This window comes from Pseudomonas sp. Sample_23 (assembly GCF_004307595.1).
Taxonomy (GTDB): domain Bacteria; phylum Pseudomonadota; class Gammaproteobacteria; order Pseudomonadales; family Pseudomonadaceae; genus Aquipseudomonas; species Aquipseudomonas atacamensis.
In genome coordinates this window covers 1-24483 of record NZ_RCNX01000101.1, presented here as the reverse complement: position 1 = coordinate 24483, position 24483 = coordinate 1, and the positions used below count along the sequence as shown (strand labels likewise).

The 24483-nt window shown below is 60.4% G+C and carries 20 protein-coding genes; 16 read left to right on the top strand and 4 right to left on the bottom strand.

Translation table 11 applies throughout. The features are described 5' to 3' along the window. Nucleotides 1-9 precede the first annotated feature (9 nt). From iscX to D8U82_RS26275, 12 genes are all read left to right on the top strand, one after another. Nucleotides 10-210: a Fe-S cluster assembly protein IscX gene (gene iscX / locus D8U82_RS26330; protein ID WP_016773328.1), complete on the top strand. Its 201-nt coding sequence runs from the start codon at nt 10-12 to the stop codon at nt 208-210. An 87-nt stretch (nt 211-297) separates the two neighbouring features. Then, nucleotides 298-723, top strand: coding sequence for a nucleoside-diphosphate kinase (gene ndk, locus D8U82_RS26325; protein WP_016773329.1), 426 nt, complete (start codon nt 298-300; stop codon nt 721-723). A gap of 28 nt (nt 724-751) precedes the next feature. Beyond that, entirely contained in the window at nt 752-1900 is a 1149-nt protein-coding gene (gene rlmN, locus D8U82_RS26320) for a 23S rRNA (adenine(2503)-C(2))-methyltransferase RlmN (protein ID WP_024014215.1), read from the top strand. Nucleotides 1901-1912: 12 nt separating this feature from the next. Further along, nucleotides 1913-2671 (top strand): type IV pilus biogenesis/stability protein PilW, encoded by a 759-nt coding sequence (gene pilW, locus D8U82_RS26315; RefSeq protein ID WP_130903259.1) that lies wholly within the window; start codon nt 1913-1915, stop codon nt 2669-2671. After that, nucleotides 2671-3690 carry a RodZ family helix-turn-helix domain-containing protein gene (locus tag D8U82_RS26310; protein ID WP_130903258.1) on the top strand — a complete coding sequence of 340 codons (1020 nt, stop codon included), beginning with the start codon at nt 2671-2673 and terminating at the stop codon, nt 3688-3690. Before pilW ends, D8U82_RS26310 begins: the two co-directional genes overlap by 1 nt. Nucleotides 3691-3693: 3 nt before the next feature. Then, nucleotides 3694-4803, top strand: coding sequence for a flavodoxin-dependent (E)-4-hydroxy-3-methylbut-2-enyl-diphosphate synthase (gene ispG / locus D8U82_RS26305; protein ID WP_016773332.1), 1110 nt, complete (start codon nt 3694-3696; stop codon nt 4801-4803). A 22-nt stretch (nt 4804-4825) separates the two neighbouring features. Continuing rightward, nucleotides 4826-6115 carry a histidine--tRNA ligase gene (gene hisS, locus D8U82_RS26300; protein WP_024014212.1) on the top strand — a complete coding sequence of 430 codons (1290 nt, stop codon included), beginning with the start codon at nt 4826-4828 and terminating at the stop codon, nt 6113-6115. Nucleotides 6116-6156: 41 nt separating this feature from the next. Then, nucleotides 6157-6798 (top strand): tetratricopeptide repeat protein, encoded by a 642-nt coding sequence (locus tag D8U82_RS26295; protein ID WP_016773334.1) that lies wholly within the window; start codon nt 6157-6159, stop codon nt 6796-6798. Beyond that, the gene (bamB, locus tag D8U82_RS26290) at nt 6791-7942 is read left to right on the top strand and encodes an outer membrane protein assembly factor BamB (protein WP_016773335.1); all 1152 of its coding nucleotides are present in this window, start codon (nt 6791-6793) and stop codon (nt 7940-7942) included. The genes D8U82_RS26295 and bamB overlap by 8 nt, the downstream gene beginning before the upstream one ends. A 135-nt stretch (nt 7943-8077) precedes the next feature. Beyond that, on the top strand, nt 8078-9550 hold the full coding sequence (der, locus tag D8U82_RS26285) for a ribosome biogenesis GTPase Der (protein ID WP_024014210.1): 1473 nt from the start codon (nt 8078-8080) through the stop codon (nt 9548-9550). A gap of 290 nt (nt 9551-9840) precedes the next feature. Next, the gene (locus D8U82_RS26280) at nt 9841-10989 is read left to right on the top strand and encodes a pyridoxal phosphate-dependent aminotransferase (RefSeq protein ID WP_024014209.1); all 1149 of its coding nucleotides are present in this window, start codon (nt 9841-9843) and stop codon (nt 10987-10989) included. After that, nucleotides 10977-11768 (top strand): amidohydrolase, encoded by a 792-nt coding sequence (locus D8U82_RS26275; RefSeq protein WP_125925683.1) that lies wholly within the window; start codon nt 10977-10979, stop codon nt 11766-11768. Before D8U82_RS26280 ends, D8U82_RS26275 begins: the two co-directional genes overlap by 13 nt. Nucleotides 11769-11946: 178 nt before the next feature. On the opposite strand, the gene leuA is transcribed toward D8U82_RS26275, so the two are convergent. From leuA to xseA, 3 genes are all read right to left on the bottom strand, one after another. After that, a complete protein-coding gene (gene leuA, locus D8U82_RS26270; RefSeq protein WP_016773339.1) occupies nt 11947-13626 on the bottom strand; it encodes a 2-isopropylmalate synthase in 1680 nt (559 codons plus the stop codon). A gap of 463 nt (nt 13627-14089) precedes the next feature. Continuing rightward, nucleotides 14090-14911 (bottom strand): peptidoglycan DD-metalloendopeptidase family protein, encoded by an 822-nt coding sequence (locus tag D8U82_RS26260; RefSeq protein WP_130903257.1) that lies wholly within the window; start codon nt 14909-14911, stop codon nt 14090-14092. 3 nt (nt 14912-14914) lie between these two features. Then, on the bottom strand, nt 14915-16294 hold the full coding sequence (gene xseA / locus D8U82_RS26255; protein WP_130903256.1) for an exodeoxyribonuclease VII large subunit: 1380 nt from the start codon (nt 16292-16294) through the stop codon (nt 14915-14917). Nucleotides 16295-16513: 219 nt separating this feature from the next. Between xseA and D8U82_RS26245 the strand changes: the two genes are divergently transcribed. From D8U82_RS26245 to guaA, 4 genes are all read left to right on the top strand, one after another. Then, a complete protein-coding gene (locus D8U82_RS26245) occupies nt 16514-17281 on the top strand; it encodes a sulfite exporter TauE/SafE family protein (RefSeq protein ID WP_125925681.1) in 768 nt (255 codons plus the stop codon). Nucleotides 17282-17416: 135 nt separating this feature from the next. Beyond that, a complete protein-coding gene (locus D8U82_RS26240) occupies nt 17417-17965 on the top strand; it encodes a sugar ABC transporter ATPase (protein ID WP_130903255.1) in 549 nt (182 codons plus the stop codon). A 105-nt stretch (nt 17966-18070) separates the two neighbouring features. Further along, nucleotides 18071-19540 (top strand): IMP dehydrogenase, encoded by a 1470-nt coding sequence (gene guaB / locus D8U82_RS26235; RefSeq protein ID WP_016773343.1) that lies wholly within the window; start codon nt 18071-18073, stop codon nt 19538-19540. Nucleotides 19541-19620: 80 nt separating this feature from the next. Continuing rightward, nucleotides 19621-21198: a glutamine-hydrolyzing GMP synthase gene (gene guaA, locus D8U82_RS26230; RefSeq protein WP_016773344.1), complete on the top strand. Its 1578-nt coding sequence runs from the start codon at nt 19621-19623 to the stop codon at nt 21196-21198. Between the two features lie 77 nt (nt 21199-21275). Here guaA and D8U82_RS26225 read toward each other — a convergent pair whose 3' ends face one another. Next, the gene (locus D8U82_RS26225; RefSeq protein ID WP_130903254.1) at nt 21276-24404 is read right to left on the bottom strand and encodes a DUF6543 domain-containing protein; all 3129 of its coding nucleotides are present in this window, start codon (nt 24402-24404) and stop codon (nt 21276-21278) included. Between the last annotated feature and the right edge of the window lie 79 nt (nt 24405-24483).

Here is a 24483-nt window from a genome sequence, read left to right as displayed (position 1 = left end):
AAGACTGTCATGAGCTACGGTTGGAATGATGTTCAACGCATTGCAGAAGAGCTGGCCGAGGCCCACGAGGGACTCGACCCGTACTCTGTAGGTTTTGTCCGTTTGCAGCAGATGATTCTTGAACTGCCTGACTTCGATGCTACTTCCGGCCGGGTCGGCGAGAAGGTGCTCGAAGCGGTTCAGGAGCTCTGGGCCGCAGAATTGGACTGATCGTTTCGCAGGTTAGGCAATACCCAAGAACCCGCGTATAATTCGCGGGTTTAATTTTTCGCAAATTACCGTTTCTGGAGTTACACCATGGCTGTTCAACGTACTTTCTCCATCATCAAGCCTGACGCCGTTGCTAAAAACGTGATCGGCAAGATCACCACTCGCTTCGAAGACGCTGGCCTGCGCGTTGTAGCTTCGAAACTGAAGCAACTGTCCAAAGCCGAAGCCGAAGGCTTCTACGCTGAGCACAGCGAGCGCGGTTTCTTCGGTGACCTGGTTGCTTTCATGACTTCCGGTCCGGTTGTCGTTCAGGTTCTGGAAGGCGAAAACGCTATCGCTCGCAACCGTGAGCTGATGGGCGCTACCAACCCTAAAGAAGCTGCTCCAGGCACCATCCGTGCTGACTTCGCTGAATCGATCGACGCCAACGCCGTTCACGGTTCGGACTCCGAAGCTGCTGCCGCTCGCGAAATCGCTTACTTCTTCGCAGCTACTGAAGTAACCACTCGCTAAGCATTGCTTGCAGAGTGAAGGTGAATCCATGACTACATCGACTGTTAAAACAAACCTGCTGGGTCTGACCCAGCCGGAAATGGAAAAATTCTTCGACTCAATCGGGGAGAAGCGTTTCCGTGCCGGTCAGGTAATGAAATGGATTCACCACTTTGGCGTCGATGATTTCGACGCCATGACGAACGTCAGCAAAGCCTTGCGCGACAAGCTCAAGGCCATTGCTGAAGTGCGTGGTCCGGAAGTGGTCAGCGAGGACATCTCCAGCGACGGCACCCGTAAATGGGTGGTGCGCGTGGCGTCCGGCAGCTGCGTCGAGACCGTGTACATTCCCCAGGGCAAGCGCGGCACTTTGTGCGTTTCGTCCCAGGCAGGCTGCGCCCTGGATTGCAGTTTCTGCTCCACCGGCAAGCAAGGCTTCAACAGCAACCTCACCGCCGCCGAAGTCATCGGTCAGGTGTGGATTGCCAACAAATCTTTCGGCAGCGTCCCGGCCACCGTCGACCGCGCCATCACCAACGTGGTGATGATGGGCATGGGCGAGCCGTTGCTGAACTTCGACAACGTCGTCGCCGCCATGCATCTGATGATGGATGACCTCGGCTACGGGATCTCCAAGCGCCGCGTGACCCTGTCCACCTCGGGTGTGGTGCCGATGATCGATGAGCTGGCCAAGCACATCGACGTATCCCTGGCGTTGTCCCTGCACGCACCGAACGACGCATTGCGTAACCAATTGGTGCCGATCAACAAGAAATATCCGCTTAAGATGCTGCTCGAGTCGTGCCAGCGCTACATGTCCGCCCTTGGCGAGAAACGTGTGCTGACCATCGAGTACACCTTGCTCAAGGACGTCAACGACAAGCTTGAGCACGCGGTGGAAATGATCGAGTTGCTTAAAGATATTCCGTGCAAGATCAACCTGATCCCGTTCAACCCGTTCCCGCACTCCGGGTACGAGCGGCCGAGCAACAATGCCATCCGCCGCTTCCAGGATCAGTTGCATCAGGCCGGTTTCAACGTCACCGTGCGCACCACCCGCGGTGAAGACATCGATGCCGCATGTGGTCAATTGGTAGGGCAGGTGCTGGATCGCACCCGTCGCAGCGAACGTTACATCGCCGTGCGCGAGTTGAGCGCCGACAGCGATCTGGCACAGAACGCCGCGAACACTAACTAAGAGAGGATCTCTATGTCCCTGCGCTTTGCGCTGCTGTTGCTGTTGGCCAGCCTGTGTGCTGGTTGTGTCCTGTCGGGTGACTACAACCCGATGAAGACCAGCAAGGGCCGCGATGAAGCGCGGGCTGCCTACGTGCAGCTGGGGCTGGGCTACCTGCAGCAGGGCATGACCGAACGCGCCAAGGTGCCATTGAAGAAAGCGCTGGAACTGGACGGTTCCGACCCTGACGCCAATGCGGCCCTCGGTCTGGTGTTCCAGGCTGAAATGGAGCCGGCACTTGCCGACGAGCACTTTCGCAAGGCCTTGTCCTCACGTCCCACCGATGCACGCATCCTCAACAACTACGGCAGTTTTCTTTACGAAGAACAGCGCTACAAGGAAGCCTACGAGCGTTTTGAACAAGCGGCCGCCGATACCCTGTATCCTGAGCGCTCGCGGGTCTTCGAAAACCTCGGCATGACCGCCGCCAAGCTTGGCCAGCGTGATCTGGCCCAGCAACAGCTGGAAAAAGCCCTGCGCCTGAATCGCCAACAACCACGCGCATTGCTGGAAATGGCTGAGTTGTCCTTCGAAGACAGGCATTATGTGCCCGCGCGTGACTATTACGACCGTTTCAGCCAGCTCACCGAACAAAATGCACGTAGTCTATTGCTCGGCGTTCGGCTGGCAAAAGTGTTTGAAGATCGCGACAAGGCAGCCAGTTACGGTCTGCTATTAAAACGACTCTATCCCGGTACGCCGGAATATCAGCAATACCTGTCGGAGCAATGATGAAAGCGGCGCATCCCGAAGTTGTAGCAGCGAATCGCGAAAATCCCGGTGAGACCCTGCGCCAGGCCCGCGAAAGCAATGGCTGGTCGCTGGCCGAAGTGGCCCTCAAGCTCAACCTCACCGTGACATCCCTGAGCAATCTTGAAGCCGGCGCTTTCGACAAGCTGCCGGGGCATACCTTCGCTCGCGGTTACATTCGCGCCTATGCCAAATTGCTCGGCATGGACCAGACCGTTCTGGTTCAGCAGTTCGACCAGTCCACCGGCACCGACTCCCAGGGCAGCAGCGTACACGCCCTCGGTCGTATCGAAGAGCCGGTGCGGGTTTCCCACACCATTTTGCGTATCGTCAGCCTGTTGTTGCTGATTGCGGTCATCGGCGGCGGATTCGTCTGGTGGCAGGATCAGACCTTGCAGCGCACCGGCGATCTGACCAGCCTCGCACCGGAGCACGTCGAAGTCGAAGGCGCTGACGGCACCACGCAGATCCACCCGATCGACGAGCCGGAAGACCAGGCTGTCGCCGAAAATCAGGCAGACAATTCGACATCGCTGGCCTTGCCGCAGTCGGAAACCAGTGCTGAATCCACCGGCGCCGAGTCCGCAGCGCCAGCAACCGAGCCGGCTGCCCCGGCAGTTGCGCCAAGCGCTCCGGCACAGACGCCTGCACCAGTGGTGGCAGCTCCGGCCACTCCAGCGCCGAATGTCCCAGCGACACCTGCCCCGGCCGCGCCGGTCGCTCAAGCGCCAAGCGCTGAAGCAGCTGCTCCGGTTGCCGGCGAAGGCCAGGTGCAATTGCAGTTCACCGGCGATTGCTGGGCACAGGTGACCGATGGCCGTGGCAAAGTGATTTTCAGTGGTCTGAAGCATAAAGGCGACAGCGTGAGTGTTTCCGGCAAGCCGCCGCTCGCCGTACGTCTGGGCGTCGCCCGTGCAGCACAGGTCAGCTACAACGGCCAACCGGTCGATATCGCTCCGTTCACCAGTGGCGAGACTGCTCGCCTGAAGTTGGGTCAATAAGTCATGCACGGCGAATCTCCAATCAAACGTCGCGAATCGCGCAAGATCTGGGTCGGCAACGTACCGGTGGGCGGCGACGCGCCGATCGCTGTGCAGAGCATGACCAACAGCGATACCAATGATGTCGCCGCGACCGTGGCGCAGATCAATCGTCTGGAAGCCGCCGGCGTCGACATCGTTCGCGTCTCGGTGCCGGACATGGACGCCGCCGAGGCGTTCGGCAAGATCAAGCAACTGGTCAAAGTGCCGTTGGTGGCTGACATCCACTTCGACTACAAAATCGCTTTGCGCGTGGCCGAACTGGGTGTGGACTGCCTGCGCATCAACCCGGGCAACATCGGTCGCGAAGACCGCGTGCGTGCCGTGGTTGATGCTGCCCGTGATCGCGGCATTCCGATCCGCATCGGCGTCAACGCCGGCTCTCTGGAAAAAGACCTGCAAAAGAAATACGGCGAGCCGACCCCGGCGGCGCTGGTTGAATCCGCGCTGCGCCACGTTGAACATCTCGAACGCTTGAATTTCCAGGACTTCAAGGTCAGCGTGAAAGCCTCTGACGTGTTCATGGCCGTCGAAGCCTACCGCTTGCTGGCGAAAGAAATCGTTCAGCCGCTGCACTTGGGCATCACCGAAGCTGGCGGTTTGCGTTCGGGCACGGTGAAATCCGCCGTGGGCCTAGGTATGCTGCTCGCCGAAGGGATTGGCGATACTATCCGCATCTCGCTGGCGGCCGACCCGGTCGAGGAAGTGAAGGTCGGTTACGACATTCTCAAGTCTTTGCATCTGCGTTCCCGTGGCATCAACTTCATCGCCTGCCCGAGCTGCTCGCGGCAGAACTTCGATGTGGTGAAAACCATGAACGAGCTGGAAGGGCGCCTCGAAGACCTGCTGGTGCCGCTGGATGTCGCGGTCATCGGTTGCGTGGTCAACGGCCCCGGCGAAGCCAAGGAAGCCCATATCGGCTTGACCGGCGGCACGCCCAACCTGATTTACATCGACGGCAAGCCGTCGCAGAAGCTGACGAATGACAATCTGGTGGACGAGCTGGAAAAGCTGATCCGCCAGAAAGCGGCCGAAAAGGTCGAAGCTGACGCTGCCGTTATCGCGCGCGGCTGATCGAACGAATTAAGGAAATTTTGTGAGCAAGTCTCTGCAAGCCATTCGTGGCATGAACGACATCCTGCCCGAACAGACCCCGCTGTGGCGTTATTTCGAAGGCACTGTGGCGCGTCTGCTGGATAACTACGGTTACAAGCAGATCCGCATGCCGATCGTCGAGTTCACCGAGCTGTTCAAGCGCTCGATCGGCGAAGTGACCGACATCGTCGAAAAAGAGATGTACACCTTCGAAGACCGCAACGGTGATTCCCTGACCCTGCGTCCGGAAGGCACTGCGGCCTGTGTGCGCGCAGTGCTCGAACACGGCATCACCGGCGGTGGTCAGGTGCAGAAACTCTGGTACATCGGCCCGATGTTCCGCCACGAGCGTCCGCAGAAAGGCCGTTATCGCCAGTTCCACCAGATCGGTCTGGAAGTGTTCAACCTCGACGGTCCGGACATCGACGCCGAACTGATCATCATGACCTGGCGCCTGTGGGGCGAGCTGGGCATTCGTGATGCGGTGAAGCTCGAACTCAACAGCCTTGGCACCAGCGAATCCCGTGGTCGCTATCGTGAAGCCCTGGTCGAGTACCTCTCGGCGCATCACGACAAGCTCGATGAAGACAGCCAGCGTCGCCTGAAAACCAACCCGCTGCGGGTGCTCGACACGAAAAATGCCGACACCCAGGCCGTGCTGGTCGATGCGCCGAAAATGGCCGACTACCTCGACGACGAGTCCCGCGCTCACTTCGAAGGCCTGAAGGCGCGTCTGGATGCCGTTGGCATTCCTTACGTGCTCAATCCGAAACTGGTGCGTGGCCTCGATTACTACAGCAAAACCGTTTTCGAATGGGTCACCGACAAGCTCGGCGCCCAGGGCACCGTGTGCGCGGGCGGCCGTTACGACGGTCTGGTCGAGCAGATGGGCGGCAAGCCAACCCCGGGCGTCGGTTTCGCCATGGGCATCGAGCGTCTGGTGTTGATGCTCGAAACCCTCGAGCAGATCCCGCAGGAAATTTCCCGTCAGGTCGACGTCTACCTCTGCGCCTTCGGTGAAGAGGCCGAGCTGGCCGGTCTGGCCCTGGCTGAACGGGTTCGCGATGAACTTCCAAACCTGCGCCTGCAAGTCAATGCCGGCGCCGGCAGTTTCAAAAGCCAGTTCAAGAAGGCCGACAAGAGCGGTGCGCTGTACGCATTGATCCTCGGTGACGACGAAATGGCCCAGCAAGTGGTAGGTTTCAAACCCCTGCGTGGCCAGGGCGAACAACAAAGCATTGCCTGGGATGCGCTCGCCGCTCACCTGGCCACCTGCGTCGTGCAGGGTTGAAGCTGTCTTAACAGCCGATTTAGCGATTAAGGAGTATTGGGGTGTCGAGTACCGAAGACGAACAGTTGGCGGATTTGAAGGACTGGTGGACACGCAACGGCAAACCTCTGGTCACCGGCGGCCTGTTGGCGCTGGTCATCGTGTTCGGCTGGCAGGCATATCACAAATACCAGAGCAACCAGTCGCAAGGCGCCTCGGTGCTCTATCAGCAATTGCTGGAAACCACGCTGACGCCTGACGGCAAGCCTGATGCCGCCCGCGTTGCGGATCTGGCCGGCAAGCTCAACAGCGAATACGGCGGTTCGGCCTACGCGCAGTACGGCAGCCTGTTCGTCGCCAAAGTAGCGGTCGACAGCGGCAAGCTGGACGACGCGGCAACCGAACTCAAAGCCATCGTCGACAAGCCGGCCAACCCGGCGCTGGGCGAAATCGCCCGTCAGCGTCTGGCGCAGGTGCTGGGCGCGCAGGACAAGGCCGAAGACGCCCTGAAACTGCTCGACGGCGATGCCGACAAAGCGTTCCTGGCCACTCGCGAAGAACTCAAGGGCGACCTGCTGGTGCGCTTGGGCCGTACCGATGACGCGAACAAGGCGTATCAAAAAGCCAAGGCGGCACTGTCGGATGAAGCGGCGGTCGGTGGCCTTCAAATCAAGCTCGACGACCTGGCCAAAGGGGATGCGTGACGTGATCCGTTGGAAGCATGCAGCATTGCTGGCTCTGGCCCTTCTGGCCGCGGGTTGCAGCAGCAACAGCAAGAAAGAATTGCCACCGGCCGAATTGACCGACTTCAAAGAAGAAGTCGTTCTGCAGAAGCAGTGGAGCCGCTCGATCGGTGACGGTCAGGGCGAGACCTACAACATGCTGGTGCCGGCGATCGACGGTGACACCATCTACGCCGCTGATGTGACCGGTGTGGTAATGGCGCTGGATCGCAGCAACGGCGACGTGAAGTGGGACCAGGATCTGGAACTGCCTGTCTCCGGCGCCGTTGGCGTGGGTTACGGTCTGGTACTGATCGGTACCCTGCGTGGCGAAGTCGTCGCTCTGGACACCAGCAACGGTGAAGAGAAGTGGCGTGCCCGCGTCAACAGTGAAGTCCTCGCGCCGCCGGCCAACAATGGCGACGTGGTCGTTGTGCAGACCCAGGACGATCGTCTGATCGGTCTGGACGCTGCCACCGGCAACCAGCGCTGGGTGTATGACAGCACCCCGGCGGTCCTGACCCTGCGTGGCACCAGTGCTCCGCTGGTCACCAACCGTCTGGCGGTAGCTGGCCTGTCGACCGGTAAAGTGGTCGCGCTGGACATCTCCAACGGCGTGCCGGTGTGGGAACAACGCATCGCCATTCCACAGGGTCGTTCGGAACTGGAGCGCGTGGTCGACATCGACGGCGGTCTGCTGCTGTCCGGCGGCACGCTGTATGTGGCCAGTTATCAGGGTCGCGTTGCGGCACTGGACCTGGAAAGCGGTCGTCAACTGTGGCAGCGCGATGCGTCGAGCTACGCCGGTATCGCTCAAGGTTTCGGCAGCGTCTACGTGAGCCTGTCTTCGGGCACCGTTGAAGGCGTCGACGAGCGTTCCACCACCGCACTGTGGAGCAACGACTCGCTGGCTCGCCGTCAACTGTCGGCACCGGAAGTGTTCTCCAGCTACGTAGCTGTGGGTGACCTGGAAGGTTATCTGCATCTGCTGAGTCAGGTCGACGGTCGTTTCGTCGGCCGTGAGCGCATCGACAGCGACGGCCTGCGTGCCCGTCCGCTGGTGGTGGGCGACACGATTTATGTGTATGGCAACAGCGGCAAACTGGAAGCCCTGACCATCAAGTAACAACTATGCTTGGGGTTCATCCCCAAGCGGCCCTGCATCAGCAGGGTTTGCAGCGCCTCCGGGTGTTGCCCCGAGCACCAGCCGCTGCCTCGCAGCGGCTTTTGTATTTTCTGAAATAACGAAGTGGAGAGCCGCATGGTTCCCGTAATCGCCCTGGTGGGCCGACCGAACGTCGGCAAGTCCACCTTGTTCAACCGCCTGACCAGGACGCGTGACGCCATCGTCGGCGACCTGTCCGGTCTGACCCGTGATCGCCAGTACGGTGAGGCCAAGTGGCAAGGGCGTTCCTACATTCTGATCGACACCGGCGGTATCTCCGGTGACGAACATGGTATGGACGAAAAAATGGCCGAGCAGTCGCTGCTGGCCATCGAAGAAGCCGATGTGGTGCTGTTTCTGGTAGATGCCAAGGCCGGTTTTACCGCTGCCGACCAGATGATCGCCGAGCATTTGCGCAAACGTAACAAGCGTTCCCACGTGGTGGCCAACAAGGTCGACAACATCGACCCGGAAATGGCCCGCGCCGAATTCGCCCCGCTGGGCATGGGCCACGCGATCCCGATCGCCGGCGCCCACGGCCGTGGCATCACGCAATTGCTGGAAGCCGCTCTGAGCGAATTCCCGCGTGATGATGACGAGCCGGCTGAGGGCGAAGAGGAAGAAGTCGTTGCCGAAGGCGAGGAAGCCAAGCGCATTCCTGGCCCGAGCGAAAAAGACGGGATCAAGATCGCCATCATCGGCCGTCCGAACGTCGGCAAGTCGACCCTGGTCAACCGCATGCTCGGTGAAGACCGGGTCATCGTGTATGACCAGCCGGGCACCACCCGCGACAGCATCTACATTCCGTTCGAGCGCAATGAAGAGAAGTACACGCTGATCGACACTGCCGGTGTGCGCAAGCGCGGCAAGATCCACGAAGAAGTCGAAAAATTCTCCGTGGTCAAAACCCTGCAGGCGATCAAAGACGCCAACGTGGTGATCTTCGTGATGGACGCCCGCGAGGGTGTGGTCGATCACGACTTGAACCTGCTGGGCTTCGCGATCGAATCCGGTCGTGCGCTGGTCATCGCGATCAACAAGTGGGACGGCATGACGCCGAGCGAGCGCGACTTCGTCAAAGTCGAGCTGCAACGCCGGCTGTTCTTTGTCGACTACGCCGACATTCACTTCATCTCGGCGTTGCACGGCACGGGCGTGGGCAACCTCTACGCCTCGGTGCAGAACTCGTTCAAGTCCGCGGTTACCCGCTGGCCGACCAACCGACTCACCCAGATTCTGGAAGATGCGGTGGGCGAGCACGCGCCGCCGATGGTCAACAACCGCCGGATCAAGCTGCGTTACGCTCACTTGGGTGGTGCGAACCCGCCGATCATCGTGATCCACGGTAACCAGATCGAGAAAGTGCCGAAGTCGTATGTGCGCTATCTGGAAAACACTTACCGTCGTGTACTCAAGCTGGTCGGTACGCCGATCCGCATCGAGTTCAAGGGCGGCGAGAACCCGTACGAAGGCAACAAGAACACGCTGACCGACCGCCAGGTCAACAAGAAGCGTCGCTTGATGTCGCACAACAAGAAAGCCAGCAAGAAGCGCCGCGACAAGAAGTGATCCGAGGCCCTTTACAATTTTGTGTGGGGCTTTTGTGGCGAGGGGATTTATCCCCGATGGGCTGCGCAGCAGCCCCAAAACCTGTGTCCGCGGTGTATCAGTCAAACCGCATTCAACGGGTTTGCGACTGCTTCGCAGCCGGAACGGGGATAAATCCCCTCGCCACAGGATTGGGTTTGTTCAATGAGAGAAGGGCGCCGTTTGGCGCCCTTTTTTTATGGGCGCCGGATGGGCTATCCTCGGGCTCTCCCGCGCCGTCGTCAGAGCCGGGTGTTGAGCAGAGAACCCCGATGATCACCAGCAAGCTGCCGAATGTCGGCATCACTATTTTCACGCAGATGTCTCAGCTCGCGGCGCAGACCGGCGCGATCAACCTGTCCCAGGGTTTCCCGGATTTCGACGGCCCGCAGTCGTTGCGTGATGCGGTCGGGCGGCATATCGCCAGTGGCCATAACCAGTATTCGCCGATGACCGGTTTGCCGGCATTGCGTCAGCAGATCGCGGCCAAGATCGCCCGCAGCTACGGCGTGACTGTCGATGCCGATCATGAAGTGACGGTAACACCCGGCGCGACCCAGGCGATCTTCTGCGCGATTCAGGCCGTTATCCACAGCGGCGATGAAGTCATCGTCTTCGATCCGTGCTACGACAGTTACGCACCGGCAACGGAGCTGGCGGGTGGTCGTTGCGTGCATGTGCAGCTGAATCCGGTCGATTTCTCCATCGACTTCGACCAGCTCGCTGCGGCCCTGAGCCCGCGGACGAAAATGATCGTCATCAACACCCCGCACAACCCCAGCGGCGCATTGATCAGCCGCGCCGAGCTCGATCAACTGGCGGCGTTGATCCGTGATCGCGACATCTATCTGATCAGCGACGAAGTCTACGAGCACTTGGTTTTCGACGGCGTGCCGCATGTCAGCGTGCTGGCCCATGAAGAGCTGTATCAACGCGCGTTCGTGGTCAGTTCGTTCGGCAAGACGTACCACGTCACCGGCTGGAAAACCGGCTACGTCGTCGCCCCGCCAGCGCTGACAGCCGAATTGCGCAAGGTGCATCAGTACGTCAGTTTCTGTGGCGTCACGCCGCTGCAATACGCGCTGGCCGATTACATGGCCGAGCACCCGGAGCACGTTGAAGAGCTGCCGGGTTTCTATCAGGCCAAGCGCGATCTGTTCTGCGATCTGCTCGCGCCGTCGCGCTTCAGTTTTACCCGGGTCACTGGCACCTATTTCCAATTGGTCGATTATTCGCAGATCCGTCCTGATCTGAACGATGTCGAGATGGCCATGTGGATGACTCGCGAGCACGGTGTCGCGAGCATTCCGGTGTCGGTGTTCTACCAGCATCCACCGCAAGGCCAGCGCCTGATACGCCTGTGCTTTGCCAAACGCGAGGAGACGCTGCGTGAAGCGGCGGCGAAACTATGCGTGATCTGAGTGCATTGCCAGACCTGACTCTGGCGTTGATCCAGACCAGCCTGGCGTGGCACGACCGCCAGGCCAACCTCGAGCATTTCGAGCTGCTGCTGGAACAGGCCCGTGGCGCCGATCTGATCATCCTGCCGGAGATGTTCACCACCGGATTCTCGATGGAATCGGAAACCCTCGCCGAAGCCGAAAACGGCCCGACCAGCAAATGGCTGCGGACGCAGGCGGCGAAGTTCGATGCGGTCATCACTGGCAGCGTGATCATTCAGGCGGCTGACGGCAGCCATCGCAACCGCTTGCTCTGGGCGCGGCCGGACGGCGAAGTGCTGCATTACGACAAGCGTCACCTGTTCCGCATGGCCGGCGAGCACAACCATTACACGCCCGGCGAGCGGCAGGTGCAGTTCGAGCTCAAGGGTTGGCGGATTCGTCCGCTGATCTGCTACGACCTGCGTTTCCCGGTGTGGAGCCGCGATGCGCAGGACACCGATTTGCTGCTGTACACCGCGAACTGGCCGGGCGCACGGCGTCTGCACTGGAACCGCCTGCTGCCGGCACGAGCGATTGAAAATCTCTGCTACGTGGCAGCGGTAAATCGGGTGGGCAGCGATGGCAAAGGCTTCGCCTATACCGGCGACAGTCAGGTGCTGGATTTCCAGGGCGAGACGTTGCTGGCGGCGGGGGAGGCGGATGGTGTGTTCAAGGTGGTTCTGGAAGCGGCGCCGTTGGCGGCGTATCGCGAGCGCTTTCCGGCGAATCTGGATGCCGACACTTTCGAGTTCACCTAACGAGGCCGATCGTTCCCACGCTCTGCGTGGAAATGCAGCCCGTGACGCTCCGCGTCACTGGACGCGGAGCGTCCCTTGAGGCATTCCCACGCGGAGCATGGGAACGATCGCATCCTTTGATCTACAAAAAAAGGCCCCGAAGTTTGCACTCCGGGGCCTTTCGCATTTCAACGGTCGATTACGCTGCTTTTGCCTCTGGCTGGCTCAGCGAGCGGTTCAGCGCGCTGAACAATGCCTTGAAGCTGGCGGTGGTGATGTTTTCATCGATACCCACGCCGTGCACCGCACGTTCACCGTTCACTCGCAGTTCGATATAGGCCGCTGCTTTGGCATTGGTGCCCGCGCCGATCGCGTGTTCGTTGTAGTCCATGATTTCCACCGGAATCGGCAGGCCGGCGACCAGTGCTTCCAGCGCGCCGTTGCCCTTGCCGCGCCAGTGCAGGTTGGTTTCGCCCTGACCTTTGCTGGCTACTTCGACTTCGACGGCGCTGTTGCCGTTCTCTTCCTGCAAACGATGGCTGACCAGCGCGTAAGGAGTGTTGGCCTGCAGGTATTCGCTGATCAACAGCGAGTGAATCTGCTTGGCCGTCATCTCCAGGCCCAGGCGATCGGTCTCACGCTGCACCACCTGGCTGAACTCGATCTGCATGCGGCGTGGCAGGCTGATGCCGTATTCCTGCTCCAGCAAGTAAGCGATGCCGCCCTTGCCCGACTGGCTGTTGACGCGGATCACCGCCTCGTAGCTGCGACCGATGTCGGCCGGGTCGATCGGCAGGTACGGCACTTCCCACAGGGTGTCCGGTTTCTGCTGGGCGAAGCCCTTGCGGATCGCGTCCTGGTGCGAGCCGGAGAATGCGGTGTGCACCAGGTCGCCAACGTACGGATGACGCGGATGCACCTGGATCTGGTTGCACTCTTCGACGACCTTGCGCACGCCGTCGATGTCGGAGAAGTCCAGCTCAGGGTCGACGCCCTGGGTGTACATGTTCAGCGCGACGGTGACGAGGTCGACGTTACCGGTGCGTTCGCCGTTGCCGAACAGGCAGCCTTCGACGCGATCGGCGCCGGCCATCAGGCCCAGCTCGGTGGCCGCGACGCCAGTGCCACGGTCGTTATGGGTGTGCAGACTGATGATCACGCTGTCGCGACGGTTGATGTTGCGACCGAACCACTCGATCTGGTCGGCGTAAACGTTCGGCGTTGCGCATTCAACCGTGGCCGGCAGGTTGAGGATCATCTTGTGCTCAGGCGTCGGGTTCCACACCTCGATCACGGCGTCGCAGACTTCCTTGGCGAATTCCAGCTCGGTAGCGCTGAAGGTTTCCGGCGAGTATTCGAAGGTCCACTCGGTTTCCGGCTGCATGGCTGCGTATTTGACGAACAGCTTGGCAGCGTTGACCGCGATGGCCTTGATGCCGTCCTTGTCCTGGTTGAAGACGATGCGACGGAAAGAAGGCGAGGTGGCGTTGTACAGGTGAACGATGGCTTTCTTCGCCCCGCGCAGCGATTCGAAAGTGCGCTCGATCAGGTCTTCACGGCCCTGGGTCAGTACCTGAATGGTGGTGTCGTCCGGGATGTGGCCTTCTTCGATCAGGGTACGCACGAAGTCGAAGTCGGTTTGCGACGCGGCGGGGAACGACGCTTCGATTTCCTTCACACCGACCTGCACCAGGGTTTTCCAGAAGCGCAGCTTCTTCGCCGCGTCCATTGGCTCGATCAGCGACTGGTTGCCGTCACGCAGGTCGGAGCTGCACCAGATCGGCGCGGCGTCGATGGTCTTCGACGGCCAGGTGCGATCCGGCAGGTTGATGACGGGAAACGCGCGGTATTTCGAAGACGGGTCTTTGAGCATGCTCATCGGGAAATTCCTTGTTGTCTGGGCCGAAAAGAGGCGGCCTGCCGGTTGAACGAATGTTCTTGGAAAAGCGTGGGACGAGGCGCAGCGATTCAGCCTGGCAGTCGTGCGCTGACGAGGCACAGGCTGCGGTGCTGGCGAAGCTGAATGAGGGTGTGAGAGGTTTTCATGGCCTCAACCCTAACCGCGAGGGGAAAGGATGGCAAGCAGTCGGAAAAAATTGAGAGGAATACCCGGAAAGCGGGATTTTGCAGGAATTTATTGCGCTCAAGGCGGTGGAAGTTGTTGATGTTTGCGTAAGGCTAGATTGGGGCGCAATTGAGTTTTTGGAGATTCATTGAGTATGGCGGTGTTTTATAGGCGGCCTTCGCGAGCAGGCTCGCTCCCACACTGGATCTTATTCACAACAAAGATCCCCTGTGGGAGCGAGCCTGCTCGCGAAGAGGCCGGTCGCCTCAACACATATTCAAGGTTGGAAGGCACCAATGAAAATCGCCGGATCCACCCGCGCGTCATTCAGGCTGACGTTCCAGTGCATATGCGGCCCGGTTGCCCGGCCAGTCGCGCCGACTTTGCCGACCACTGCGCCACGGGCCAGTTGCTGGCCGTTCTTCACGTCGATCTTCGACATATGGCAGAACATGCTGATAAAGCCTTGGCCGTGGTCAACAAACACCGTGTTGCCGTTGAAGAAGTAATTGCCGATCAGAATCACCTTGCCCGCCGCCGGGGTCTTGATGGGCGTGCCAGCTGGCACTGCGAAATCGAGGCCGGCGTGAGGATTGCGCTCTTCGCCGTTGAAGAAACGACGCACACCGAACTTGCTCGACAGCGGCCCGTTGACCGGTTTGTCCAGCAGCAGATTGCTCGGCGTGTTCGGGCTGAAACTGCGGTAAGCCGCGATCTGTTCCGCCAGTTCGCCTTCAATGCGCTTGAGATTGTCGGCGTTCGGATTGACCTGCTGTTTGTTCTTCAGGGTGATGTGCTGTTCCGGATATTTCTTGCTGCCCACGGTGAAGGGCAGATTGCGCCCGCCACTGCTGATCTGCTGCGCGCCGGGCTTGACCGTCAGCGGCACGCCGACGATCGCCAGCCAGTTGTTCTGCTCCTTGACCACCAGCACCGGTTTGCCCAGATAAGTGGCTTTCGGCGCCTGCGCGGCAGTGCCCAGATCCACCACGGCGACGCCGCCCGGCACCGGTTTGTTCAGCATCCGGGTGATGTAACTGTCGGCGTGGGCGTTGAAGGTCAGGCAGAGCAACAGCAGCGGAGCGAGAAAGCGCGGCATGGATCAGTCCAGTAAAGAGAGGGTGACGGGCGTCAGGTGATTGTCCTCGACGCGCACTTGCAGTTCGCCTTCGCCGAGTTTGGCTTTCAGGCGCTGGCCGGTGTGGGTCTGCGCAGAATTGCGGATCGCGTGGCCACGCTCGTCGAGCAGAATGCTGTAGCCACGGCCGAGAGTCGCCAACGGGCTGACCACGTGCAGGGTCTGCATCTGACTGTGCAATTGCTGCCGACGCTGTTTCAGAGCATCGCGCATGGCCCGGGGCAAACGTTCGGCGAGGCTGTCGAGGCGCTGGCGGAGCATGGCCAGTTGGCGCCCCGGATGTTGCCCGGCGAGACGGGTTTCCAGACGGATCAGGCGTTCTCGACGCGTATTGAGGCTGCGCTCGAATGCGCGGCGCATGCGCATGTCCAGATCATCCAGACGCTGCGCCTGCTGGCGCAGACGTTCGCCGGGATGCCGCAGCCGTCGCGCCATGCCTTCGAGACGCAGGCGATCACGCATCAAGCGGTCACGCATGCGCATCACCAGACGCCGGTGCAGGCTCTCGACCTGACGGATCAGATGGCTGGAATCCGGGGCGAGCAGCTCGGCGGCGGCCGAGGGCGTCGGGGCGCGGACGTCGGCGACAAAATCGCTAATCGAAACATCGGTTTCATGGCCGACGGCGCTGACGATCGGCGTGACACAGGCATCGACCGCGCGCGCCACCGCTTCCTCGTTGAAGCACCAGAGGTCTTCCAGCGAGCCGCCGCCACGGGCGAGGATCAGCGCGTCGAAGCCGCGGGCATCGGCCATTTTCAGCGCGCGGACGATTTGCGCGGTAGCCTCGCGGCCCTGCACGGCGGTCGGAATCAGGGTCAGTTGCACCTGCGGCGCACGGCGGCGGAACACGCTGATGATGTCGCGAATCACCGCGCCGGTCGGCGAGCTGATGATGCCGATGCGCTGCGGATGCGCGGGCAGCGGCACTTTGCGTTCGGCACTGAACAGGCCTTCGGCGCTGAGCTTTTCCTTCAGCGCATCGAAGGCCAGACGCAGCGCGCCGTCACCGGCCGGCTCCACGGTGTCGAGGATCAGCTGATAGTCGCCACGGCCTTCGAACAGCGAAACCTTGCCACGCACCTTGACCGCCAGACCGTCCTTCAACGCCTGGCGCACCCGCGCGGCGTTCTGCCGGAACAGCGCGCAACGCACCTGCGCGCCGCTGTCCTTGAGGGTGAAGTAGACGTGGCCGGACGCCGGACGTGCGAGGTTGGAAATTTCGCCTTCGACCCAGATGTTGCTGAACACGTCTTCAAGCAACACCCGCGCGCGGCCGTTGAGCTGGCTGACGGTCAGGACTTCACGGTCCAGGCCAAGTCTTGCAAAGGGATCTTTAATCATGGGGCGCAGTTTAAAGGCATTTGCCCGCCAATCACCATGACACCGCACAAAACCCTGTGGGAGCGAGCCTGCTCGCGAAAGCATTGTGTCAGCGGACAACAACGGGGAATGACACTCCGCCTTCGCGAGCAGGCTCGCTCCCACATGGGATCAATTTGATATCTGGTCGTGCTGCCCGCTACTGGCTACAGTCAGCGCGTCTTATAAAGGATGCGGACGATGAGCATGATGGAGCTGTTGGGGACGTGGTCGTGGGGCGCGGGCGGTTGGGCGGTCATCGGGGTGGCCATTGCCTTGGCCTACATCGTATTCGGCATCGCCGGTTTCGGCACGGCGCTGGTCGCAGGGCCGATGCTGATCCTGTTCATGCCACTGTCGAAAATCGTGCCGCTGCTGGTGCTGCTCGATTTCGTCGCGGCATTCGGCAATCTGCTGCCCTCGCGGCGCGACGTCGCCAAGCCGGAATTGCTCAGGCTGCTGCCGTGCATGGCGATCGGCTGCACGTTGGGGGTGATCTTCCTGCTGAATCTGAAATCCGATCTGTTACTGCTTTTGATGGGGCTGTTTATCAGCGCCTATGCGGTTTACAGCCTGTGGGTGAAAGCGCGGCCGGCACAGTTGTCGGCCGCGTGGGCGGTGCCGATGGGCACAGTGGGCGGGTTGTTCGGCGCGTTGTTTGGCAGCGGCGGCTTTCTTTACGCGATCTATCTGAACAGCCGCCTGCCCAAGGACGCGGCGCGGGCCACGCAAAGTGCCTTGATCAGTTGCAGCACCGTGGTGCGCTTGAGTCTGTTTGTCATCGCCGGTGTGTATGCCGAGCTACCCTTGTTGATGCTGGCGCTGTGTCTGTTGCCGGCCATGGCGCTGGGCTTGTGGATCGGCCGGCGGCTGACCATGAGATTGTCGCGCGAGGCGTTTGTGCGGCTGGTGACGTGGCTGGTGCTGGCCAGCGGCATCGCGTTGATCGTGCGCTATTTCAGCACTTGACCGGATTTCTTCAGGGATTAAGCTGCCGGCCTTCAGGGCCTCTTCGCGAGCAAGCTCGCTCCCACATTGGCATGCAATCTCTGTGGGAGCGAGCTTGCTCGCGAAGGCGTCAGAAGTCACACCGCAGGATTTCCCATGAACTCGCAAAGCATCATCGTCCCGAAAATCTCCACCCTGCCGGTGCACGAGCCCCGGGCGCGGGCGATCGTGCGCTGGCTGGTGCGCAAGAACATCATCGAAGAACAGCTGACCACCTGCGGCCGCACCGGCAACCGCATGGCCCACGCCATCGCCGACGGTGCTCGCGCGGTGGTGCTGCACCCGCAAGCGCTGCCGTTCGGCGAGCCGACCAATGGCCTGGAGATCGTCACCAAACGCTGCATCTACACACCGGCCAAGGGCTTTCTCGAGGAGGCTGGTTGCGCCGAGTGCCGCCGCGAAGTGGGCGAGGCGCTGTTCGAAAGTCTTGAAGACTGGTTTCCAGGGCGCACCGACAATTTCACCTGCCCCGAATGCGGGCATGAGGACGACATCAACGGCTTCCTGTTTTTGCAGGAGTGCGCGTTTTCCAACCTCGGCTTCATTTTCAATAATTGGCTGGAGGCGGGGTTCAAGCAGAGCTTTATCGACGAGTTCGCCGATTGGCTCGATCAACCTGTCTCTTGGGTCAAGGTGGAGCTGTAGGGCCGGGCTTTTCCATCTATCAATTAGGCTGAGTTTTACATTGAACAGCAGGGGGTGTCTGACTATAATGGCGCGCTTCCATTTTCCCGCTCGGGAGCCCCCGCGATGCTGCGTATCAGCCAAGAAGCTCTGACATTCGACGACATTCTCCTAGTGCCCGGTTATTCCGAGGTGCTTCCCAACGAAGTCAGTCTCAAGACCCGTCTTACCCGTGGCATCGAACTGAATATTCCTCTGGTTTCTGCCGCCATGGACACCGTTACTGAAGCCCGTCTGGCAATCGCCATGGCTCAGGAAGGTGGCATCGGCATTATCCACAAGAACATGACCATCGAGCAGCAAGCTGCCGAAGTGCGCAAGGTCAAGAAGTTCGAAGCCGGTGTGGTCAAGGATCCCATCACCATCGAGGCCGATGCCACGGTGCGTGATCTGTTCGAACTGACCCGTCTGCACAACATTTCCGGCGTTCCGGTCCTGCACGATGGTGACCTGGTCGGCATCGTCACCTCCCGCGACGTACGTTTCGAAAACCGTCTGGAAGCCACTGTCCGCGAAGTGATGACGCCTAAAGAGCGTCTGGTCACGGTCAAGGAAGGCGCCGACAAGAACGACGTCCGTGAACTGCTGCACAAGCACCGCATCGAGCGCGTGTTGATCGTCGACGACAAATTCGCCCTCAAAGGCATGATGACCGTCAACGACATCGAAAAAGCCAAGGCCTACCCGCTGGCCAGCAAGGACGATCAAGGTCGTCTGCGCGTTGGCGCTGCGGTCGGCACCGGTAAAGACACCGGCGATCGCGTGACCGCACTGGTCAATGCCGGCGTGGACGTGGTGGTGGTCGACACCGCACACGGTCACTCCAAAGGCGTGATCGACCGCGTACGCTGGGTCAAAGAGAACTTCCCTGAAGTGCAGGTGATCGGCGGCAACATCGCCACCGGCGCTGCCGCCAAGGCCTTGGCCGAAGCGGGCGCCGACGCAGTCAAGGTCGGTATCGGCCCTGGCTCGATCTGCACCACCCGTATCGTCGCCGGTGTCGGCGTGCCGCAGATCAGCGCCATCGCCAACGTCGCCGCCGCCCTTGAAGGCACTGGCGTGCCGTTGATCGCCGACGGTGGTATCCGTTTCTCCGGTGACCTGTCCAAGGCCATCGTGGCCGGTGCGTCCTGCGTGATGATGGGCTCGATGTTCGCCGGTACCGAAGAGGCCCCGGGCGAGATCGAACTGTTCCAGGGTCGTTCGTACAAGGCTTATCGCGGCATGGGTTCGCTGGGCGCCATGTCCCAGGCTCAAGGCTCGTCCGACCGTTACTTCCAGGACTCCTCGGCAGGCGCCGAGAAACTGGTTCCGGAAGGCATCGAAGGCCGTGTGCCGTACAAAGGCACCCTGAGCGCGATCATTCACCAGTTGATGGGCGGCCTGCGTTCCTCGATGGGTTACACCGGCAGCGCCAACATCGAAGAAATGCGCACCAAGCCCGAGTTCGTGCGGATCACCGGTGCCGGCATGGCCGAGTCCCACGTTCACGACGTGCAGATCACCAAGGAAGCGCCGAACTACCGCGTAGGTTGAGGCTTCCAGCAAAACGTTAAATCACCGGGGCTGTTCATTCAGCCCCGAGTTGTTTCTGATTCACTACATGAGAATGAGTCATGGCCCTCGACATTCACGCTCACCGCATCCTGATCCTCGACTTCGGTTCGCAATACACCCAGCTGATTGCCCGCCGCGTGCGCGAGATCGGCGTGTACTGCGAACTGCACCCGTTCGACATGGACGAAGATGCGATCCGCGAATTCGCCCCTAAAGGCGTCATCCTCGCCGGCGGCCCCGAGTCCGTGCACGAAGCCAACAGCCCGCGCTGCCCGCAGGCAGTGTTCGACCTGGGCGTTCCGGTATTCGGCATCTGCTACGGCATGCAGACCATGGCCGAGCAACTGGGCGGCAAGGTGGAAGGTTCCGAACTGCGTGAGTTCGGTTACGCCCGCGTTGACGTGGTCGGCAAGAGCCGCCTGCTCGACGGCATCGAAGACCACATTGACGCCGACGGCCTGTTCGGCCTCGACGTGTGGATGAGCCACGGTGACAAAGTCACGAAGATGCCGGAAGACTTCCACATCCTCGCCAGCACCCCAAGCTGCCCGATCGCCGGTATGTTCAACGACGACCGCGCTTACTACGGCGTGCAGTTCCACCCGGAAGTGACCCACACCAAACAGGGCGGTCGCATCCTGTCGCGCTTCGTGCTCGACATCTGCGGCTGTGAAGCCCTGTGGACGCCGTCGAAGATCGCTGAAGACGCCATCGCCAACATCCGCGCCCAGGTCGGCACCGACAACGTGCTGCTGGGTCTGTCCGGTGGCGTTGACTCCTCGGTGGTTGCCGCGCTGCTGCACAAGGCCATCGGCGATCAACTGACCTGCGTCTTCGTCGACAACGGCCTGCTGCGTCTGCACGAAGGCGAGCAAGTGATGGCCATGTTCGCCGAGAACATGGGCGTCAAGGTAATCCGCGCCAACGCTGAGGAGCAGTTCCTCAACAACCTGGCCGGCGAAGCCGACCCGGAGAAGAAGCGCAAGATCATCGGCCGCACTTTCATCGACGTGTTCGATGCCGAGTCCTGCAAGCTGGACAACATCAAGTACCTCGCTCAGGGCACCATCTACCCGGACGTGATCGAGTCGGCTGGCGCGAAAAGCGGCAAGGCCCACGTGATCAAGTCGCACCACAACGTGGGCGGCCTGCCGGAAGAGATGAACCTGAAACTGGTCGAGCCCCTGCGCGAACTGTTCAAGGACGAAGTCCGTCGTCTGGGCCTGGAACTCGGCCTGCCGTACGACATGGTCTACCGTCACCCGTTCCCGGGCCCGGGCCTGGGCGTGCGCATCCTCGGTGAAGTGAAGAAGGAATACGCCGACCTGCTGCGTCGCGCCGACCACATCTTCATCGAAGAACTGCGCAAGGCCGACTGGTACCACAAGGTCAGCCAGGCGTTCGTGGTGTTCCAGCCAGTCAAATCGGTCGGCGTGGTCGGCGACGGCCGTCGTTACGCCTGGGTCGTGGCCCTGCGTGCCGTAGAAACCATCGACTTCATGACCGCACGTTGGGCGCACCTGCCTTACGAACTGCTGGAAACCGTTTCCGGCCGCATCATCAACGAAATCGAAGGCATCTCCCGCGTCACTTACGACGTGTCGAGCAAGCCGCCGGCGACGATTGAGTGGGAGTGATCCCGCTGCGGTTCGAATAACGAAAAACCCTTGGTGTGAAGCCAAGGGTTTTTTCGTTTCAGGCCCCTGCAAACAGGTCAGGCGGGTAAACGACTTTGCAGGGTCATGCCGAGCTCGATCAGGCGCTCGGCTACTGCGGCGATGTCGCGGAATATCATGCCGGTGATGCGGCGCATCGACTGGTCCCAGATATAAAACCGGCCATCTGCGGTGCAATGCACCCTTGTGTGCACGATGTTGCTGGCGCTGTTGCGCCGCACGAGTGTGTATGTGCCGGGTTCTGTTTTCCGTATCACGAACATGCCATTGCGATGCAGAAGCTTTTCCAGCGTAGCGTCATTCCATGGCGGCACGGGGGCCTTGACCTGCAATCGCAGGTCAGCGAACAGAGGGTCGAAGGCGTTGCTTGTCGTCGCCCCGTTGTGAAATGGACCGCGAGCGACTTCCACGCCCGGGTCAATCCTGACGTCGGCTGCCTCGTCGGGCCAGATTTCTTCGATGCGCAAACCGATACCGCCCCTGAGTTCGCTTATGCCTGGCAGGTCCCTGAAGGTATTGGTGTTCGTGGCATCGACCAGAGCCACCCACTTGCCGGGTCTGTTGAGGAGCTTGTCACGCTCCATGATCTGCGTTGCCAGGCGAGTCTTGATCATCTGCTCTTCGATCGAAGTGAGTGGAATTTTCAGCGTGCAGGTTTGTGCTGCGTCCAGTCCATGGACGCGGACGCCATTGGCTTGGGCAGACCTGATCAATTCGAGCATGTTGAACCGGTTCTCAGGGTCGGTACCCAGGCTGGACAAATAGGTAGTGAGGTCCTCTGACATGTCTCCCGAAAGGTAGAAATGGTTGAGGTCCTCCTGGGCGAAATCACTCAGCAATCCACGCACGTAGAGCGTTCTGATATGCCGCGCGAATGTTGGCATGTTCTCGATCATGAAGCGCATGCTGGCGATGCGATCGAGGGTTTCACCGACCGCCAGTCCATCGGTATTGGCAAACATCAGCTCTATCAGCTCTTCGGTTTGCATCAAGGGATCGATTTGCGGAATGAGCGGCCGTCCCGGCAGATTTGTCCATTTCAGCTCTCGAAAGAATTCTCCTGCGTTGTTCAGCAGTGCTGTTCGTTGTTCGCTGAAATGCGCTTGGTAACGGTCGGTAGCCAGTAAATAACGGCGTCCAGCGCTTGTTGACTCGGCAGAAGCGTTGGGCAAGTTCATTGCCCATCTCCTCATTCCGGGTTTTTCCGTCTCTGAAATATCTTTGAGCGCCGTAACCAGGCGCAGCGGGCACGGAACGCCAGGAAGCGGTTCGACGCGTGGCAGATCCACCGATGGTGTTGCCTCAGAAGGGCTCAAATCTGTCTCCGGCGCACACGCCTTGCCCACGCATTGGCCGCCTCCGCGCAGCCGCAGCGCAGGCATGCGCTCCCACTTGCCAGCGCTTCCCAGGCGGACCGGCAACGAATAAGCGAACTGATTGGGGCGCTCGGGATTGATGATTGCCCAGTTGCCGCTGTCCTGCGAGTCGGCGAAGTAGCGCACGTAATAGGCGGCGCCATCCATTTCGATGGCATGACCGGGCTCGTTGTCGAGGCGGTAAATGCCTTCGTATTTCCCCGGCGTCGCCTCTACGGAATGTTGCGCAAGTAACTCGTTGCATCGATAGCTGGCAGGTACCTTTGGGAAGGTCGAACCTTGCCGTGTAGCAGGCGTATTCAACAGCTCAGTGGCGTCGACCAATGTCGCCCCGCCGGGGATCTCGTTTGCCAACTCGCTGCTTGCTTCTTCAGCCGCTGTGACGGGTGGCGGATCCACAGGTGGCAATAATCGCGTGTCAGCCGAGGCAAGTTCGACCAGACCGCGCATCTCTTCAGCCTCGGCATACTCGACCTGTGGCCCGACTTCCAGTTGCGCGCCGGTGCCGATCAGGAACGGCACATTGAATACGGTTTCGATAGCGCTGAGCACCGCACCGATCACCCCGGCTCTACGTTCGGTCGCCGTAATGCCGTTGATCGCCTGATCGATGTTCAGCCCCATGTTCGCGACGCCGGCGCCAATCAAGGGCAAAGCCACAGGCCAGCCCACGGCCGCCATCGGGCCGAACACTTTCAGCCCGGCGCTCAGATACCCGGTCCAGAGTTTCTTGCGCAGATCACTGTTGGACGTGAGCACCAGATGCGCCTCGGCAGCCATGCCCGCGCGAGTCGAATCGCTTAACCACGTGAAGGCGTCACCGCTGATCGCAACGTTGCTGCGGTTGATCATCCGGTGATCGCTGTGACCCCAGGTGCTCACCAAACGGTTCATCAAATCGGTGAGGTTCTCGGTGATGTGATTGCTGTCAGCCAGCGAGAAGTGCTTGAGAAACAAAGGGCGTTTCTGCTCTGAATTCATCTGTTCGAGCAACCACCAGTGCAGATCCGCCGCAGTGTCCATCAGCCGAAAGGCCTGGGCTTGTCCCGGCAGGTAAAGGGTCTGCCGGCCACTGTCTTCGACCAGACGCAGCACGTTGGTGGCGACGTGACCGTCCAGATCCAGCGTGCGCACCTGCGCGCCGACCGGGTACGTCGATCGGAGCATTTGCAGGGTTACCGGCCAGGTAACGGGGCCGATCAGCGAGCTGACGATGCGTTGAAAATCATTGCCGTCAACGTCCCCCTGTTGCAGCGCCTGCACCGCCTGACTGAGGAAACTGCACTTGGCCATGGCGCGGAAATCTTCCGACGAGGTTTGCCAGAATTTGGCCAATTGATCGCTGTAACGCGTGCTGAAATCAACGGCCCAGAATGCCTTCAGCACATCGCTGCCAAGCAGTCGCACTTCGTTGTCCTGATTGAAATTCTCCGCGTCCGGGCCATCCGAGTAGAAGCCACAGTAAAGGCCCAGCAAATCTGCGTTGTCTTGATCGGTCGCACGAAAGCGATGGATCACCAACTGCGTGAGGGTGAGCGTTTCATAAGGCTTTTCCAGCAAGTGTTCCCAACCGGTAAAGGTCAGCGCGCTGCTTTGCGCCGTTTTGAATCGATGGAAATAAACCTGGTCGGGATCGAGGCCGGATAGCCCTTTGTCGGTCAGCAGTTCGATCGCAACTTGCCGGGCCGCATCGAGCAGACTTGGGCAGTTCTGCACAATGGTCGTGGCGATGGCTTTGAGGGCGGTTTTGTCCGCTGCGTTTGGCAGCAGACGACGTTCGGGAGCGGTCATGCGGGTGTTCATCCTTGAGACACAAAGGCGGAAGATGACCGATGTGCTCAAGGGGAGGGTGTTACTCGGCTATTGCGTG

Bases quoted from the DNA above. Each gene is read 5' to 3' on its own strand.
- iscX (WP_016773328.1), top strand. From the start codon at position 10: ATGAGCTACGGTTGGAATGATGTTCAACGCATTGCAGAAGAGCTGGCC.
- ndk (WP_016773329.1), top strand. From the start codon at position 298: ATGGCTGTTCAACGTACTTTCTCCATCATCAAGCCTGACGCCGTTGCT.
- rlmN (WP_024014215.1), top strand. From the start codon at position 752: ATGACTACATCGACTGTTAAAACAAACCTGCTGGGTCTGACCCAGCCG.
- pilW (WP_130903259.1), top strand. From the start codon at position 1,913: ATGTCCCTGCGCTTTGCGCTGCTGTTGCTGTTGGCCAGCCTGTGTGCT.
- D8U82_RS26310 (WP_130903258.1), top strand. From the start codon at position 2,671: ATGAAAGCGGCGCATCCCGAAGTTGTAGCAGCGAATCGCGAAAATCCC.
- ispG (WP_016773332.1), top strand. From the start codon at position 3,694: ATGCACGGCGAATCTCCAATCAAACGTCGCGAATCGCGCAAGATCTGG.
- bamB (WP_016773335.1), top strand. From the start codon at position 6,791: ATGCGTGACGTGATCCGTTGGAAGCATGCAGCATTGCTGGCTCTGGCC.
- der (WP_024014210.1), top strand. From the start codon at position 8,078: ATGGTTCCCGTAATCGCCCTGGTGGGCCGACCGAACGTCGGCAAGTCC.
- D8U82_RS26280 (WP_024014209.1), top strand. From the start codon at position 9,841: ATGATCACCAGCAAGCTGCCGAATGTCGGCATCACTATTTTCACGCAG.
- D8U82_RS26275 (WP_125925683.1), top strand. From the start codon at position 10,977: ATGCGTGATCTGAGTGCATTGCCAGACCTGACTCTGGCGTTGATCCAG.
- leuA (WP_016773339.1), bottom strand. From the start codon at position 13,626: ATGAGCATGCTCAAAGACCCGTCTTCGAAATACCGCGCGTTTCCCGTC.
- D8U82_RS26260 (WP_130903257.1), bottom strand. From the start codon at position 14,911: ATGCCGCGCTTTCTCGCTCCGCTGCTGTTGCTCTGCCTGACCTTCAAC.
- xseA (WP_130903256.1), bottom strand. From the start codon at position 16,294: ATGATTAAAGATCCCTTTGCAAGACTTGGCCTGGACCGTGAAGTCCTG.
- D8U82_RS26245 (WP_125925681.1), top strand. From the start codon at position 16,514: ATGAGCATGATGGAGCTGTTGGGGACGTGGTCGTGGGGCGCGGGCGGT.
- D8U82_RS26240 (WP_130903255.1), top strand. From the start codon at position 17,417: ATGAACTCGCAAAGCATCATCGTCCCGAAAATCTCCACCCTGCCGGTG.
- guaB (WP_016773343.1), top strand. From the start codon at position 18,071: ATGCTGCGTATCAGCCAAGAAGCTCTGACATTCGACGACATTCTCCTA.
- guaA (WP_016773344.1), top strand. From the start codon at position 19,621: ATGGCCCTCGACATTCACGCTCACCGCATCCTGATCCTCGACTTCGGT.
- D8U82_RS26225 (WP_130903254.1), bottom strand. From the start codon at position 24,404: ATGACCGCTCCCGAACGTCGTCTGCTGCCAAACGCAGCGGACAAAACC.